15 protein-coding genes are annotated in these 16,531 nt (G+C 39.2%); 3 read left to right on the top strand and 12 right to left on the bottom strand.

The window, feature by feature from the left end; genetic code table 11:
• Positions 1-9: 9 nt before the first annotated feature.
• Together dhaK and dhaM are read right to left on the bottom strand one after the other, a co-directional pair.
• The gene (gene dhaK / locus IGL31_RS01680; RefSeq protein WP_179189382.1) at positions 10-1,020 is read right to left on the bottom strand and encodes a dihydroxyacetone kinase subunit DhaK; all 1,011 of its coding nucleotides are present in this window, start codon (positions 1,018-1,020) and stop codon (positions 10-12) included.
• Positions 995-1,390: a dihydroxyacetone kinase phosphoryl donor subunit DhaM gene (dhaM, locus tag IGL31_RS01675; RefSeq protein ID WP_002304157.1), complete on the bottom strand. Its 396-nt coding sequence runs from the start codon at positions 1,388-1,390 to the stop codon at positions 995-997. Before dhaM ends, dhaK begins: the two co-directional genes overlap by 26 nt.
• Before the next feature lie 153 nt (positions 1,391-1,543).
• Here dhaM and IGL31_RS01670 point away from each other — a divergent pair, with 153 nt between their 5' ends.
• A complete protein-coding gene (locus IGL31_RS01670; RefSeq protein WP_002289297.1) occupies positions 1,544-1,864 on the top strand; it encodes a heavy metal-binding domain-containing protein in 321 nt (106 codons plus the stop codon).
• 111 nt (positions 1,865-1,975) lie between these two features.
• On the opposite strand, the gene IGL31_RS01665 is transcribed toward IGL31_RS01670, so the two are convergent.
• From IGL31_RS01665 to IGL31_RS01640, 6 genes are all read right to left on the bottom strand, one after another.
• Positions 1,976-2,833 carry an LPXTG cell wall anchor domain-containing protein gene (locus tag IGL31_RS01665; protein ID WP_240186776.1) on the bottom strand — a complete coding sequence of 286 codons (858 nt, stop codon included), beginning with the start codon at positions 2,831-2,833 and terminating at the stop codon, positions 1,976-1,978.
• A 107-nt stretch (positions 2,834-2,940) separates the two neighbouring features.
• Positions 2,941-4,245, bottom strand: coding sequence for a glycosyltransferase family 2 protein (locus IGL31_RS01660; RefSeq protein ID WP_002294643.1), 1,305 nt, complete (start codon positions 4,243-4,245; stop codon positions 2,941-2,943).
• Positions 4,242-4,751: a hypothetical protein gene (locus IGL31_RS01655; RefSeq protein WP_002294644.1), complete on the bottom strand. Its 510-nt coding sequence runs from the start codon at positions 4,749-4,751 to the stop codon at positions 4,242-4,244. Before IGL31_RS01655 ends, IGL31_RS01660 begins: the two co-directional genes overlap by 4 nt.
• A 174-nt stretch (positions 4,752-4,925) precedes the next feature.
• Entirely contained in the window at positions 4,926-7,061 is a 2,136-nt protein-coding gene (locus IGL31_RS01650; RefSeq protein WP_086299895.1) for a HelD family protein, read from the bottom strand.
• Positions 7,062-7,143: 82 nt separating this feature from the next.
• Positions 7,144-8,799, bottom strand: a complete 1,656-nt coding sequence (locus IGL31_RS01645; RefSeq protein ID WP_086299896.1) for an FAD-dependent oxidoreductase — start codon at positions 8,797-8,799, stop codon at positions 7,144-7,146.
• A gap of 1 nt (position 8,800) precedes the next feature.
• Positions 8,801-9,115: a rhodanese-like domain-containing protein gene (locus IGL31_RS01640; protein ID WP_002294651.1), complete on the bottom strand. Its 315-nt coding sequence runs from the start codon at positions 9,113-9,115 to the stop codon at positions 8,801-8,803.
• Positions 9,116-9,284: 169 nt separating this feature from the next.
• Here IGL31_RS01640 and IGL31_RS01635 point away from each other — a divergent pair, with 169 nt between their 5' ends.
• Both IGL31_RS01635 and IGL31_RS01630 read left to right on the top strand, forming a co-directional pair.
• The gene (locus IGL31_RS01635) at positions 9,285-9,545 is read left to right on the top strand and encodes a metal-sensitive transcriptional regulator (RefSeq protein WP_002294653.1); all 261 of its coding nucleotides are present in this window, start codon (positions 9,285-9,287) and stop codon (positions 9,543-9,545) included.
• Between the two features lie 13 nt (positions 9,546-9,558).
• Positions 9,559-9,873 carry a DsrE family protein gene (locus IGL31_RS01630; RefSeq protein ID WP_002321527.1) on the top strand — a complete coding sequence of 105 codons (315 nt, stop codon included), beginning with the start codon at positions 9,559-9,561 and terminating at the stop codon, positions 9,871-9,873.
• Between the two features lie 772 nt (positions 9,874-10,645).
• Here the strand turns inward: IGL31_RS01630 and IGL31_RS01625 are convergent.
• From IGL31_RS01625 to glpO, 4 genes are all read right to left on the bottom strand, one after another.
• On the bottom strand, positions 10,646-11,200 hold the full coding sequence (locus IGL31_RS01625; protein ID WP_086299897.1) for a CDP-alcohol phosphatidyltransferase family protein: 555 nt from the start codon (positions 11,198-11,200) through the stop codon (positions 10,646-10,648).
• 125 nt (positions 11,201-11,325) lie between these two features.
• Positions 11,326-13,254, bottom strand: a complete 1,929-nt coding sequence (locus tag IGL31_RS01620) for an endonuclease MutS2 (protein ID WP_086299898.1) — start codon at positions 13,252-13,254, stop codon at positions 11,326-11,328.
• 726 nt (positions 13,255-13,980) lie between these two features.
• A complete protein-coding gene (locus IGL31_RS01615) occupies positions 13,981-14,697 on the bottom strand; it encodes an MIP/aquaporin family protein (protein WP_002292560.1) in 717 nt (238 codons plus the stop codon).
• The gene (gene glpO, locus IGL31_RS01610; RefSeq protein ID WP_002328301.1) at positions 14,698-16,521 is read right to left on the bottom strand and encodes a type 1 glycerol-3-phosphate oxidase; all 1,824 of its coding nucleotides are present in this window, start codon (positions 16,519-16,521) and stop codon (positions 14,698-14,700) included.
• Between the last annotated feature and the right edge of the window lie 10 nt (positions 16,522-16,531).

The following is a 16,531-nucleotide window of genomic DNA, read 5'->3' as shown; positions in this document are numbered from 1 at the left end:
TGAGATTTTTTACCATGAAATCGTCTGTACATTGCTTTCTAAAGAATCTTTCCATTGTGTCTCCGTCAAGTCGAGCAGTGTCAGAGAAAGACCTTGCATGTCTAGTGAAGTCATGAAATTACCGACTTTTCGGAAAACTACATTGACTCCTCTTTCTTCCAACAAAGCTAAAACATCATTCATGAACACGAACTGTTCCATCAAAGGCGTCCCGCCCATTCCGTTGACTAGTACACCTGCTTCTTTTGGCAAATTCGAGTAATCATCTAAAATCTTAGTAACAAGTTCCTTTGCCAGTACTTTAGAAGGCTGCATCTTTTCTCGACGATAGCCTGGCTCACCGTGGATACCAACACCATACTCGATCTCATCTTCTCCTAGTTCGAATCCTGGTTTCCCTACTTCTGGTACAGTTGCTGCTCGAAGCGCTACACCGATCGTCTTAGTTGCCTGTACGACCTTTTCTCCCAGTTCTTTCAACTCTGCTAGGGAAGCACCGTTTCTTGCTGCATCGCCCACGATTTTGTGTACAAGAACAGTACCTGCGACTCCGCGTTTTCCGGCAGTATACGTACTATTTTCAACGGCGATATCATCATCTACGATCACACTTTCTACTTCAATATCGTCCATAGCAGCTAATTCCTTTGCCATATCGAAGTTCAATGCATCCCCTGTATAATTCTTAACGATCAGCAAAACTCCTTTTCCACTATCCGCTTCCTTGATAGCCGTTTGAATCTGATCTGGAGTTGGAGAAGTAAACACATCACCAAGCACTGCTGCACTTAACATCCCTTCCCCTACAAACCCGGCATGGGATGGTTCATGTCCGCTTCCTCCACCAGAAACCAAACCAACTTGTTCCGCTTTCTGATTCTTGGCTACAACACGGGAAGATTCTACACGATGAACAAGTTCTGGATAGCTTTTTACTAATCCTTCCAGCATTTCTTCGACAATATTGCTTGGATCATTCATGATTTTTTTCAATTTATTCCCATCCTTTCTTTCCGGCATTTTGTGCTTCTGTTAAGATTTGCTGAGTATCATCTGTTATACCAGCAGTGATGGCTGCTGCAAAAGCTCCTTCCACTAAAGGCGCATCCACCAGATGATAACGTTGCTGCTGTTCTTCTTCCAACATGTCTTTTGCCAGTTCCGAATTCAATACCGCGCTGCCGATATCCGCAAAAACAAAATAACTAGCTGCATCACTTGATTCATTGACAGCTTCTACGATTTTCATCGGGTCTGATCCGATCTCGCCATTTATTCCGCCGAGAGAAAAAATTTGCACCTCTTCGGATTTTTGCATCTGCTCAATCATTTCTTTAATACCATCTGTTACTTTTTGACTATGAGAAATAAGCAAAATACTTTTTTTCACAAGAATCTTCCTTTCTTTTACATAGTTGCTAACGATTGGTTTCGCTTTCATTAATGAACAATTCAAGTATATAATAAATTTCTAATTTTGGGAAAATATGTGTAGTGCTTCTTGAAGTTTGTTATACTTTAATTAAAAGAGAGGAGTGATCGAATGATTACAACAACAACGAACAGTGTAGAGGGAAAAGCCGTAGTAGCTTATAAAGGGATCGTTTTTGGTGAGGTCATTACTGGGATCCATGCATTTAAAGACTTGGAGGCGGGGTTGCGAAATATCTTTGGCGGCCGCTCAAAAAGCTATGAAAACGAACTAATGGGTGCAAGAGAAGAAGCACTTGCCGAAATGGCCGAACGTGCAAAAGCATTAGGAGCTGATGCGATCATTGGCGTAAAAATGGACTATGAAGTATTAGGCAGCGACAATGGCATGCTGATGGTCACATGTAGTGGAACAGCTGTCTCCACGAGATAAGTAGGGGACAGCTGTTTTAATAACTAAAGAGAGATGGGACATGTAGTGGCACTCAAGAATTAGATTTTTCAGTCTAACTTCGAGGTACTCTACCTTCCCATCCTCTCTTTTTTATTTCTTTTTGCGGATGATTCCGTAAGCTGCTGCGACTAACACACCCGCCCCTGCTAAGGAATAACTGACAGAAGCTGTTTTTTCATTTGTTTTTGGCAAAGTCTGACTTGTTGATTTGGATGGCTCTGTCGTTTGCTGAACTGTTTCTGTCGTGCTTCCAGAGGTCACTGATTTTTCTCCTGCCGAATGCAAAATATCTTTTATTCGTTGGAAACTAGCTGCTAAGTCAGCTTTTTTTGCTTCAAAATCATTAGCAACTGTTTGCGCTTCGCTGATCTTTCCATGGATCGCTTGACTGGCCGCTGTGATATCCGCTTGAGTTTGACTTAGCTTTCCAGAAGCTGTTTGAGCAACCTGATCTAATTGTTGATTGAATTCTTTTGCTTGTTGGATCTTCCCGTCAAGATCTGTTTGGACAGCTTCCGCTTTTGCTTTCGCTTCAGCAAGCTTTTTCTCAAGTTGTGCACGGTCATTTCCCGCTTTATTTTTAAGATCAGCTAAATCTTGATCGATTGCTGCTTGGTCTTCTTTCAATTTGTTTTTTGCAGCCTCTAATGCTTCTTCGAGTTCTTTTCTTTTATTTTCCAAGTCTTGCAAATGATCGATTGGGTCAGAAGAGGTAGAACTATTCGTTGATGTATCTTCTGAAGACGAAATCGTTTCTCCTGAATTATCTGTCGGTACATTGGAAGTCATTTCTGTTTCCGAGGCACCGTTCTCAGCACCAGAAGAGCTTATAGTTGTTGAAGGCTCTGTTTGAGCAGGTTCAGAAGTTTCTGCAAAAGCTGTGTGTCCGAAGAAGAAAATACCGGAAACAGCAATCGGCCAGATTAACGGCTTCATTCTTTTTTTCATCACTTTTCCCATCCTTACTACTTTTTAACTAATTTCTTATTATAAGCAAAAATGTCTGGAAGAACCATAAACACAACAGGCTGTTTGTCTAAAAAACGGTGCATCTTTTATTTTTTTGTACGTTCCGGACTTTTCCATGTCCCGCTTCCATAACCTAAAATCGTTTTGACTGCTGGAATGAAAGTCGTCACGATCGTTATCGCGTTCACTATCCAGAACAAAAGCATATATAGTGGTGCGAAAAGAAGGTATTTCAATTTTCTTCGTCGATCATCTACAATCAGCGAAGCTAGCAACTGGAAAAATCCTGCGACCATTTCAAAGCAGATGAACACAAAACTGAATGTAAAAGTAATATAAATCTGTTCGTAGTTTCCTTGATATACATAATGCCCGATTAATCCAGCAAAAAGAACTACGGAAATACAAAAGAATATTGACCAGACAATACTCAATGTTTGATCAATGAAGATGATCGTTCTTCCAATATGTTTAAAAGGATGGAGCATCACTTTTTTGAAATTCGTCAGCCAGACTTCTGTTCCACCTTTTGCCCAACGTTTTCTTTGTCGATATAGCATCTTCAACGTCACAGGTACTTCCATGAAAAAGATAATCTCAGGAGCAAAAACAGATAACCAGTCATTTAACTGATGATCCCAAGCAATACTGATGTCTTCCGTCGCTCGATCTTGTCTGAATCCGCCCACATCGATCAAGGCTTCTTTTCGATACATCGTATTTGCTCCACTGTACGCATAAAGACCACCGAAAACAGCTGACTGTGTTCGTTTAATGATGCCCACGATACTTGAGAATTCAACCGTTTGAGATTTTGCAATCAATTTGGTACGATTTTGGACATCCATATTTGCAGTGACCGCAGCAATATGTCTTGCACCAGGGCGAATGAAATAATTCACATACCTAATCAGTGCATCTGGCTCCGGTACCGTGTCTGCATCATTGCTTAAAATCAATTTCCCTTTTGCAAAGGCAAGTCCGATATTAAACGCGTGGGCTTTCCCTTTATTTTTTTCGATCCGAACCACACGAAGATTAGCATATTTTTTCATCAATCTGGCTAATATTTCTGGTGTTTGGTCCGTTGAACCATCGTCTGTCACTAATACCTCATAGTTGTGATAATTCAATTTCGTCATCAAATACTCGATTGTATCTTCGATCACAATTTCTTCATTATGGGCTGGCACCATGATCGTGATGAACGGTTCGACACTCAAGGGAACATCTACCCATTCTTTTTGCTTATGTTTGTATAAAAACACATAACACCAGACACCAATAAACCATACAAATCCGCCTAAAATCGGATAAGAAACGAGAAAAAAATACATAATAGACAAACAAGTATCTAAGAATAAATTACCTGTATGGGTGATTGAGATCATTTCAGTTCCACCCCATTTTCTTTATACAAATCTGCAATGAATGTCGTATCTAGATTTTTCTCTTCGGAGACAGAATAAAAACGGACCGTTTCTCTCTCTTCTTTTGTTCCAAAACGTTCCGTATACACTTCTTCAAGTAATTCTTGTCTTTTTTTCAATTTTTCATCTTCATATTCAAAAGATTTATTTACTTTTTTGTATAGATTTCGATTGTTCCACCTAGTCAATACAAATGAGGTAATCAGGAAACTGAAAAAAATCAATACAAAAAAGCCGATTAAGAAATACAGCATTTTCTTTTCTGATAAAAAAGCGTACAAGGAAAAATCCTTGGCTCTTTCTGGTCTCGTTAATGGGAAAAACACCCATATAAAAGGAAGAACAACGATCATCCATCCTAAAAGAGCCACTAACGTTTGCCAAATCTTTAACCAGTAATTACCTTTTGAAAAATACTTATCTTTCACCAAAATTGATGCAACTTCTTCTCTTGTTACTTTTTTCATATCCTCACCTCACGTTTTTTTGTTACGACGTAGGAGTTTACCATACATTTCATTTCTTTTCACATAAAGTGTTCCTAAATTTTTCCTAAGAAAAAGAACAAAACATTTCTCATCAGCAAATGAAAAATATTTTGTTCTTTTTATCAGTTGTTCTTTTTATTTTTTATCTCTTAATTATGTTGCTCTTTCCAATACGACAATGCTTTTCATTCCTCTAGATATCGCCGTGTACATTTGTCTGCGTCTTCTTTGCTCATCTCCATCGTTTTCAAATGGATATAAGATTACATGATCAAATTCCAGTCCTTTTGCTAGACTCAAAGGAATGATTTGGCAGTTTTCTAATCCATATGAATTTTTTTTAATCGATTCTTGTAGCGTTTGGGTTTCCTCTTCTGTTTGGGTGATAACTGCCGCTTTTTCTCCTTTTAGAGAAACCAAAATCTCAGCTAGTATTTTCAACAATTCTTCAGAGGATCGAAAAGAGCGGTATTCGGGTTCTTTTCCTTGCGGTCGGATCGATACGATGTCGATCTTCTCTTGATCCACAGCATAGGTTTTGAAAAGCTCTGTGATTGCTCCGCTAGAACGGTAACTATTTCTAAGATCATACCGATGGATCGGCAGATGGTAGTCGTCGAAACAACGCATAATATCAGCAAAAGTAGTGGAAGAATTAAAGATTGCCTGATTCTCGTCACCTACTAAAGTAAAGTGAGTTTTTGGAAATAATTCGATCAATAGACCTAATTGTGCCAGGGTATAATCTTGTACTTCATCAATCAATAGATAGCGAAATGCTGGTACATTTACCTTTTCAACAAGTAAATGACGAATAGCTAATATAATGACTGCTTCATCAACAGTACGTGTGGGTTGCCAAGCATAAGCTGAGCCATATCGTTTTTCATAAATTCTTTCAAACAACTGATGCTCATCCACCCATGCCATTTCTTCGATTTGTCTGGTTATTTTTCGATATTTTTTTTGTAAAAGTTTCCTTGCATAAGCTGCAATACTTTGTTCCGAATCATCAGAAATCAATTTACCGAATAATTCCAACTGCCTATCTTCTGTCAACGAGAGTACCTGATTCTGCACAGCAGGACTTTTTGCTTGTTTCAAAAGATGATTCTTCCATTCGCTCATCAGTGCCTTTTTCGTTGCTTGAAGCCTATCGATCAATTTAGGATGAGCAGGAACTTTCTCATATATTTTTTCGATCGTTTTTTTAGAAAGGACTGTTTTTCCATTTTTAGTAAGTCCACGGATAAAATTCGGATGATCTAAAAACAAAGGATCTGATTGTTTTAGATTATCGATAAACTTTTTGCTACGCAAACGTTCTGTCTGCTCCGATACATTTTCTCCCGTGATACGTTTGAAATAAGCCTCTTCACCTTCTATTTCCTCTGCTGAAAGCTGTGAAACCAGCTGTATGATGGTTAGATTCAGTGGATTTCTTTCACCTAATGATGGTAGGACATTCGAAATATAGTCGATAAACCGATGATTAGGTGATAGAATCAGCAAGTCATCAGATGTCATCGTATCTCGATATAAATAGAGCAGATACGCAATACGCTGCATGATAGCAGAGGTTTTACCACTTCCTGCTACGCCATTTACCAAGATATTTTGACTTTTCACATCCCGAATGATTGTGTTTTGTTCCGATTGGATCGTAGCTGTGATAGCCTTCATTTCATTGGTCTCATCTTGGCCTAAGACTTCTAATAATACGTCATCTTGAATAGCTACAGACGTATCAAAAAACTTGATCAAACGATCTCTTTTCAAAATAAATTGTCGTCTTTCTTTAATAACCGTATCGATTTTATTTTGACGAACCGTATAAGAAGATGGACCAATCATGTTATTGTAAAAAAGTTCGGCAATTGGTGAACGCCAATCATAAACAAGATTTTCATCTGCATCATCTGTGAAATTTGCTGTACCGATATAAAAGGATTCTTTTGGCTCATTATCCAGAAAGTCTACAACGACTTTTCCAAAGTAGGGACTTTTCAATAAACGTTCGATCTTTGCTAGCTGATTTTCTGCGTTTTTCTGTTTGATATTCATCTGATCGATTTCTCTATTTTTCATTTCAATCATCGAAAAAGTATCCAGGTTATCTAAGTAACTGTCAAAATTCAATCGAAGCTCGCCAGCCATTTCTTTCAGCGACTGGTTTCCTTCTATTTTTGCCGTATCCATCGATTCACGCAGTTCGTTTTTTTTATCAATTAGCTTTTGATACACGTTCTTCAGATATGCTTCTTCTAACTGCTTTTGTGTGTTGACCATACACATTCTCCTCTTTTTTTAAAGTGGTGGAACCGATTAGTTTACCTCTTTTAAGAGTCGAATGCAAGCTTTTTAACGAGTATCATTTGTTAGAATATATCAGTTCTTCAGGTCGGACAGTTTGATATAAAGAAAATGCACCATCAAGGTTTTTTGCGTGGTAGCCAGACTGCTTCAAGATTCTTTCCGCTAGATAGCTACGTAATCCGCTATGACAGCTGACGATATATTCTTGTTGGCTGTCTAATTCATTTAATCGGTCCCGAAGTTCATTCAAAGGGATATGTTTGGCTTCCTTGAATTTGCCCTTTTCCAATTCTTCTGCTGTTCGCACATCTAATAAAATTTTTCCTTTTGCTAGTTCTGTCGGCAATTCATGCCATTGTACGGTTTCACTAAGCCCTTCTGCAATGTTCATTGCTGCATATCCTAGCATGTTTACTGGATCTTTGGCTGAGCCAAATGGCGGTGCATACGTCAATTCTAATTCCGGTAAATCGAAGATCGTCAAATGCCCTTTGATTGCTGTTGCTAAAATATCGATCCGTTTATCCACACCTTTTGCCCCAACACCTTGTGCACCATAAATCTCGCCAGTCTCTGGATGGAAGATCAACTTCAGTAAAATATCTGTTGCTTCTGGATAATAGCTTGCATGATCTTTTCCTGATACATGAATGACTTCAAAAGACAGTTCGTTTTCTTTGGCTGTTCTTTCACTTAAACCGGTGGATGCGGCAGTCATTCCAAACGTTCGTATAATTGCTGTTCCAATACCGCCTTGATTTCTTCGAGAAATTCCGGAAATCGTGTCCGCAACTTGTCTACCTTGACGATTGGCTGGTGAAGCAAGAGAAATAAGTGCATCTTTTCCAGTGATTTGCTGTTTTACAACGATAGCATCCCCCACCGCATAAATATCAGGAATATTCGTTTGATATCGTTCGTCTACTAGGATACCCCCGCGTATACCCAATTCGATTCCAGCAGTCACTGCTAGCTGGTTATCAGGACGAACACCAATGGATAAAATAACTAAATCAGCAGGGATGGTACGCCCATCATCCAGTCGCAATCGTTTCCCGTGGTCTTCAAATCCAGCGACAGCATGAGAAGTAATCACTTCTACTCCTTGATGAGACAATTCTTTTTCTATAAAAGCTGCCATTTCTTCATCCAGTGTTGGAAGAATATGTGGTGCTTGTTCGATCACCATGACTTCTAAACCTCTTCTTTTTAGGTTTTCTGCCATTTCCAATCCGATGAATCCTGCACCAACGATCACGGCACGCTTTGGCTGTTTTTCTAATGCATGCATCACTTTATCGATATCTGGTACATTTCTAATAGAAAAAACATTGTCGGCTTCTGTTATCCCTGGAATCGATGGAACAACTGGTTTTGCACCAGGAGATAAAACCAATGCATCGTACTGTTCAATGTGTTTTTGACCCTCATGTACGACTTCTACCGTTTTGTTTTCGGGAAAGATGGCTGTCACTTCATGATTTGGACGCACATCTAAACAAAAACGAGCGGATAATGATTCTGGCGTTTGGACAAGAAGATTTTCCCGTTCACTGATTTCTCCCGAAAGATAATAAGGCAAGCCGCAATTTGCAAAAGAAACATACGGTCCTTTTTCAAAAACAACGATTTCTGCATCTTCCATTAATCGGCGAAGCCGTGTAGCAGCAGACATTCCACCTGCTACACCTCCGACAATAACGATTTTCATCTTATTTCCCTCCTACTGTTCGATCAAACCATTGATTCATGCCACCACGTACATTCACTACATCATAACCAGATTTCTTTAATTCTTTAGCTGCTTGTTTACTCCTCATCCCTGATTGACAAATCACATAGACGGTCTTTTCTTTGTCTCCATCATATCTGTTTATACTTTGTAATGGAACATTTTTAGCTCCTTTTATATGCCCGCCCCGGTATTCTGCAGGTGTTCTAACATCAAGTAACGCTGGATTTTCCAAAAGCTTTTCCTTTAATTCTGGGACTGTTATCGATTTTATTGATTGAAATAGCAAATTCATTTTCTGCACCTCATTTACATTTTTATAAATACCTCATGGGGTATATTAAACAGGAGCTTTATTAATATGTCAACCAGAATGACTCTTCATTTTTTTCACTACTTTTTATATTTGCATAAAATACCGATAAGGGGTATTATCTAATTATAAAAATAGAGGAGAATGTGTTATGGAGATTGATAATAAAAATATCCTGAACCGTTTGAAACGTACAGAGGGACAAATTCGTGGTATCCAAAAAATGATCGAAGACGAAAAAGAATGTATGGATGTCATCACTCAATTAAGCGCTGTTCGTTCTAGTATTGATCGCGTAATGGGCATGATCGTTGCAGATAATCTGAAAAATTGCTTTGAGAAACCTGATAGTAATCCAGAAGAACAAGCGGCTAAACTAGAACAAGCGATCAAGATGATTATTAAAAAGTAAAGGAATGATTTCAATGAAAGTCGTTTTCCATATTGATGAATTAGAAAAATGGTCAGAAACAGGGAAAAACGTAAAAAACCTGATAAAAGCTTCTCCAGAAACGACGATTGTCGTATCTGTAAATGGCATCGCGATTACCGGTTATCTAGACTCTGCCAATGCAGAATTCTTAGATTTGCAAGGAGTCGTTTTTCACGCTTGCGCCAATGCTATGCGTGCTAATCATATTTCAGAAAGTTCTTTACCTGAACAAGTAATCGTTGTACCAGCAGGTGTCCTTGATTTAGTTGAACTGCAATCCCAAGGTTATGCTTATATCAAGCCTTAGTCAGTAGAGGTTGCGACAGAAGTGATCAGCTTCAAGAAATAAGAAGGAATTTACGAAAATTGCTTCTCATATTTTTGTGAAATTTCGGCTTATTTTTCGAAGAAGCTACTTCTGGAAAACCGTGAATCAAAGGTTGTGAAAAAGCTGTCCTGCATCAAGTAATAAGAACAGCCAAACAAAAATAGCTTCTCATATTTTTCGTTTGGTTGGGCTTATTACCGCAGATGCAAGCTTTTGAACACCGTTTAAGGAAGAGGTTGTGAAATCAGCGGTTTGACCTAAGTATTAGAGAAAAAAACGGGAAAATAGCTCCTCATATTTTGCCGTTTTTTGAGCTAATACCGAAGGTCAGCTGATTGAACACCGTTTAAGGAAGAGATTGTGAAAAAGTCGCTTAGTTTCGAGTATTAAGAAAAATTTTGTGAAAATGGCTTTCTACATTTTTGCATAAATTTGGCTTAATACCGAGAAACTGGCTTTTGAATACCGTTTAAGGAAGAGGTTGTAAAATCAGCGGTTTGACCTGAGTATTAGAGAAACAAACGGAAAAATAGCTGCTCATATTTTGCCGTTTTTTGAGTTAATACCGAAGGTTAGCTGATTGAACACCGTTTACCAAGAGGTTGTGAGCCTACCATTTAACTCCGAATCACAAGAAATAATTTCAAAAATAACTTCTCCTGTTTTTGGTTTGGTTGGCTTATTATCGAGAAGTAGCTACTGGGAGTCTATTTATCAAAAAAAGGAGTGCGACATAGGTCACACCCCTTTTTTATTTTCTTTGAAACATCTTTCGGTACTCGACAGCATACAAGACAAAAGATTGTAAAAGACCGTAAGTGATGACGACAAAAATGACTCTCACCCACAGCGTTGGTAATTCTGGGAAAAGCAGCAAAAGGATCATGCCAACATAGATGACAGCAGTCGCTACTTTGCCATACCACTTCGCTCCACTTAATTTGATATTTTTAGATAGCCCGATTAATCCAGCTACAAACATAAAGCCTTCTTTTATCAAGAATAGACCAAACAACAGCCAAAGCCACGGTCGATACCATGCCATAGACAAAATCAGAAAAAGTTGTGTCAATTTATCTGCAAACGGATCAAGCACCTTCCCTAAGTCTGTTACCTGATTATATCTCCGAGCAATGACCCCATCTAGATAATCAGACAAACCTGAGACAACAATGACCGCTCCTGCTATATAAAATGACTGTCTCAGCACAAAATAAAGATAAATCGGCAGCAAAAAAATACGGAATATCGATAAAAGATTCGGAATCGTTTGTATTTCTTTACGCCAGTCTGTGCTTAATTTCATTTTATCGCCCCACCTCCTCAGCACTCTTTTCTTTTTATTTTAGCTTACACGGGGAATAAAACCAATGATTTCACTGTTTTTATTTTTCTTTACAGCCACTGATATTATGAGCTAATTTGAGATAATCACTTGCTGTTTTCATCGTTTACTCTTCTTTCTTCCTGTCGTTTGCGCATTTCTTTTACTAGTACTTTATGAGCTTTTTTTGATCCTCGCTCTAGGTCACGCTGCCGTTTACGTGTTTTATAATCGATAAACAGACTGTCTAAATCGTAACCTGTCGGGTACAGATCTTCTGCTGAACACACCAGACGAACACGCTGACGAGGCACGTGGATTATTTTTTTGTCTAAATATACATCAATCGTATCTTCACCTATATCTTCATAAACTAACGCTTCTTTTTGGTATTCATTGACAAATATCCGATCACCTTTTGCAAAGAGCTGGCGTTCTTTTTTATTGCCCTTCCTATTTGTAACTGCTGTCTTAGGAAGAAATTCTTTTTTCTGTGTCCGATAGGCTTTTTCCGCCAAGTAACGCTCTGCTTGATGGATCAATTTCATCGACATATCCATTTTATGAGCAATCCACAAAGCTTGGCTTTCTCCTGTTTCTCCAACCCGCAACTGATATTTAGGACGAAGTGCTTCCCGATCGAAAGCCATAGCAGCCGGCACAAAATCTTCATGATCTCCGGCGAATTTCTTGATTTCTCCATAATGGGTCGTGGCAATGATCAATGCCCCTTGCTCATACATAGATTCCATGATTGCGATCGCTAGTGCAGCCCCTTCATTTGGCTCTGTTCCACTGCCAATCTCATCTAAAAGTACCAACGTATTCCTTTTTATCTTTTTCAAAATAGCAGCGATGTTTTGCATATGACCAGAAAATGTACTCAACGCATTTTCTAAATTTTGGTGGTCACCGACATCGACGAAAATCTCATCAAAGACAGCAAGCTCTGTCCCTTCTTTTGCCGGAACTTGCATACCGAACATCGCCATCAAAGTCAATAAACCGACTGTCTTCAACACGACTGTTTTGCCTCCGGCATTTGCTCCGGTGATAATCAAGCCTCGATAGTCTTTACCGATTTCAACATCCAATGGTACCGCATGCTCAGGTAAAAATGGATGTCTGCCTTGCTTGATAATGATATGTTCCGATTTATTGATTCTAGGTGTGATTCCATTGATTTCTCGGCTAAATTTTGCCCGAGCAAAGATGATATCTAACACCGTGATCGTTTCGATCAATAAATCGATCACTTCTTCGTTTTCTGCGATAGCACCAGTCAATGCCGCCAGGACTTGATATTCTTCACTGATTTCTTCAGCTTTTAACAACTGATAGTGTTCATTCAATTTAGAAATCACAGTTGGTTCAATAAAAACCGTCGTTCTTTTATTTGATTCATCGATAATCGTTCCATCTATTTTATTTTTATAGCTGGCTTTGATAGGAATCGTATAGTATTCGCCTTTTTGAACAATCATTGCTTCTTGGATCATTTCTTTGTTTTTCGGATGACGCAAGAATTTCAGCAATTTTGACTGGATTTCTTTTTCGATTAGTTGCAAATGTTTGCGTACTTTACGCAAATTACGTGACGCGTCGTCACTGACTTTATTATTTTTTATTTTCTGGTCAATCAACTCTTCTACATTTATCAAATCAGGAAGATGTTTGCTATAAGCAAACAACAAGGGTGTCTGGTATTGATTCTTATCAAAAAACTTTGTGATCATTCGACTGCTTCTAAGAAAATCCGCATATTCGATCAAATCGGTTGGCTGCAGAATCAACCCTTTTTTGACTTGTTCTGTCAGTGCATCGATCCTCGGCAACCCCATAAATGGAACATGCTGACTGCTTTCTAAGATCAAGCGTGCTTCTCTTGTTTCTTCTTGACGATCCAAGACAGTTTGTAGGTTTGTCGAGACCGTCATATCGCTGATTCGTTTTTTGCTATAGTTTCCAATCGCTCTTGCTTGAATTTCCTTTTTGATCCGATCAAATTGTAATTGCCTAATCATTTCGTTGTCCATATTCTCTCCTTTTCTTGAAGAGATACCTGTCCCAAAATAAATAAGGGCCTAGAAAATAAATAAAGGGATAGAACACAGCTTAAAAAAGTCGTGTCCTATCCTCATTAGAATACAAAGATATTGTTTTCCTGACAGGTACCGTTTCATAAGCACACCAAATAAACCTTGTTTACTGGCTATTCGACTTACTGATTAGATACCAGCTACACTCACAAAACATACCCCATTCTTCTAGGTCTTATTTATTTTCCACTTAACTATAGCAAGACACATTTTGGTTGTCAAACCTTAGAATAAAACCGTGCAAAAAAAGGAACTGTGACAAAAGTCGTGTCAAAGTCCCTCTTTCCGAATAAACGGTGTTCTCCTGCCAACTCCTCGGTCACAAGTCACAATATTCATCAAACATGAGAAGCTGTTTTTTGAAATTGCTCCTTATGACTCGGAGCTGAATGGCAGGCTTACGACCTCTTTCTTAAACGCTGTTCTATCAGCTGCCCCTCGGTATTAGCTCAAAAATCGGCAAAATATGAGAAGCTATTTTTGTTTGGCTATTCTTATTACTTGATGCAGGGCAGTTTTTTCACAACCTCTGATTCACGGTGTTCCAGAAGTAGCTTCTTCGAAAAATAAGCTGAGATTTCACAAAAATTTGAGAAGCAATTTTCGTAAATTCCTTCTTATTTCTTGAAGATGACCACTTCTGTCATAACCTCTTTTATAGATTTACACCATTAATGAATAGACACCTACCGCGATAATTGCTCCGATCATTGGACCTGCGATTGGTACCCATGAATATGCCCAATCTGAAGTTCCTTTATTAGCTATTGGCAATACCGCATGAGCTAATCGAGGACCAAAGTCCCGAGCAGGGTTGATTGCATATCCTGTTGGTCCTCCTAATGAAAGACCGATGGCTAAGATCAATCCACCTACAGCGAATACGTTCGTTCCAGGTGCAAATTCGTTTTGTCCAAAAGCTAGCAACCCAAGAACTAATACAAATGTACCAATTAATTCTGTGATTACATTTGCTGGATAATTCCGTATAGCAGGACCTGTTGCAAACGTGCCTAGAATCGCACTTTCATCTTTCGTTGCATTCCAATGTGGCAAATAAGAAAGCCAAACAAGAATGGCCCCTGCAAAAGCTCCTAAAACTTGCGCAATGATGAAAGGAACGACAAGATTCCAACTAATTGCCCCTGTCATCGCCATAGCTAGAGAGACTGCAGGATTCAAATGAGCTGGGCCCATGAATCCAGAAATATAGACAGCCATTGTTACAGCGAGTCCCCAACCAAATGCGATGACAATCCAGCCAGAAGCCTGTGCTTTACTTTTGTTTAAATTCACAGCCGCACACACACCATCTCCAAGCAAAACTAGGATCAGTGTCCCAATAAACTCCCCCATGATTTGAGTCATATCACTGTTCATTTATTTCTCCCCCTTTAGTTCCCGCAGATCTGATTCTGCAATCAATGCTTCTAAACGTTTAGTCTGTTGCGCCTTCTCCTCTTCTGTCCACCCAAAATACCCAGCAATTGCATCGATCACAGGTTGCTTGATCTCATCCAGCTGATCTCGTTCAAACAACAGATGATTTGTACGACGAATGAGATAATCGCCTGGGGCCAAAACCATTTCTTCTTCTAAACCATAACGTAACCGAGCTGACTCAGCGAGACTCAAACCAGGATAAGGTGCCATTTCTTTTGCTAATTCAAAGATACGTCGGGCATTAGTCCCGTAAAAATCAGCGATATAAGTAGCGTCTTCTTCCTCTAAGCCGGCTGCTACTCCTTCTTTTGCCAATTCTGTTACTGTTTCTTCTAATTTCGTTGGATCGAAGTTTCCACCTGAAATCTGATATTTTTTAGAATCGATTTCTTTCGTCTCTATTCCGTATTCTTCTTTTAATAATTGGCGTATCAATCGCAAAGCTCCTTCTGCCATCTTACGGTAATCGGTGATTTTCCCGCCAGATAAAGTCAGCAAACCATCTGGTTCTCTTTCTAAAGAACTACCTCTGGAAATCGTAGAAGGTGCTTTTTCATCACGGCTGTTTTCCAAATGGTTCAACACGTCTTCTACTTCAGCACGAGAAACTTTGTTTTCCTTATATTCACTTACTGTATCGACAACTTTATTGAAGCTCTTGTCTGAAATCGATCCATTATCTCCACCATTGTAATCAGAACCAGAATTACCAATCAACAGTGGACGAAGTCCTGCCCAGCTTGCTTCGATATCATTCAATGTGATATTTGCTTCTGGATAGCGATGATTGATCACATCCAATAGATAATCTACATCTTCTTGTGTGACTTTCGGATCCGTAAAATCTCCTTGGTAATCCGTATCTGTCGTACCAAAGTAAGTCTTGTTTTCTCTTGGAATAGCAAAAACCATCCGCCCATCTTGCTTTCCTGTATCGAAGTATGTGGGTTGCGGTACAGGCAGTTTTTTCGCATCTACAACTAAATGGATCCCTTTAGTTGGACGCATTTTAGGAGAGACTGGACGCGTAAAATTCAAGTTTCGTACTTTATCTACCCAAGGACCACTCGTATTGATCACTAATTTTGCTTTGATTTCGATCACTTCATCTGTCAGCAGGTCACGAGCTTTGACGCCAACGATTTGATCGCCATCATATAAAAAGCCAACCGCTTTCATTTTACTTACTAGATAAGCCCCATCTTCGGCAGCCTTTTTGATATTATCAATCACTAAACGGGCATCATTGTTGCGGAAATCTAGATAGACACCCGCACCTTTTAGCCCTTCTTTTTTCAAAAACGGTTCTCTTTCCAATACTTCTTCTGGTGTCAGCGTATAATTCTCATATTTGGTTCCTGTCACATTTGCCAGTTTGTCATAAAGGTCCATTGCTACTTTGACCGAGAACATATTGAAGGTTGTTGCTCCTTCGCCCTCATAGATTGGCAAAAGCATTGGATCTGGTTTTGGGATGTGTGGGGCAATACTTTGTACGACTGCACGTTCACCAACTGTGTCAGCTACTACTTCCACATCAAATGTCTTCAGATAACGAATACCGCCATGAACAAGTTTGGTCGAGCGAGAGGAAGTCCCTTCTGCAAAATCCTGCATTTCGATCAATCCTGTTTTGATTCCTGATGCTGCTGACTGGACTGCCACACCGGCACCAGTGATTCCGCCACCGATGATCAACAGATCCAATTCTTCTTGCTGCATTTTTTGAATGCTATCTTGTCTTGTCTTGTTTGAAAACATATGGATTTCC

Source organism: Enterococcus sp. MSG3290, assembly GCF_050555565.1.
GTDB lineage: Bacteria > Bacillota > Bacilli > Lactobacillales > Enterococcaceae > Enterococcus_B > Enterococcus_B faecium.
Note: the sequence above shows the minus strand (reverse complement) of the source record. Positions and strands in the feature narration are given on the sequence as shown.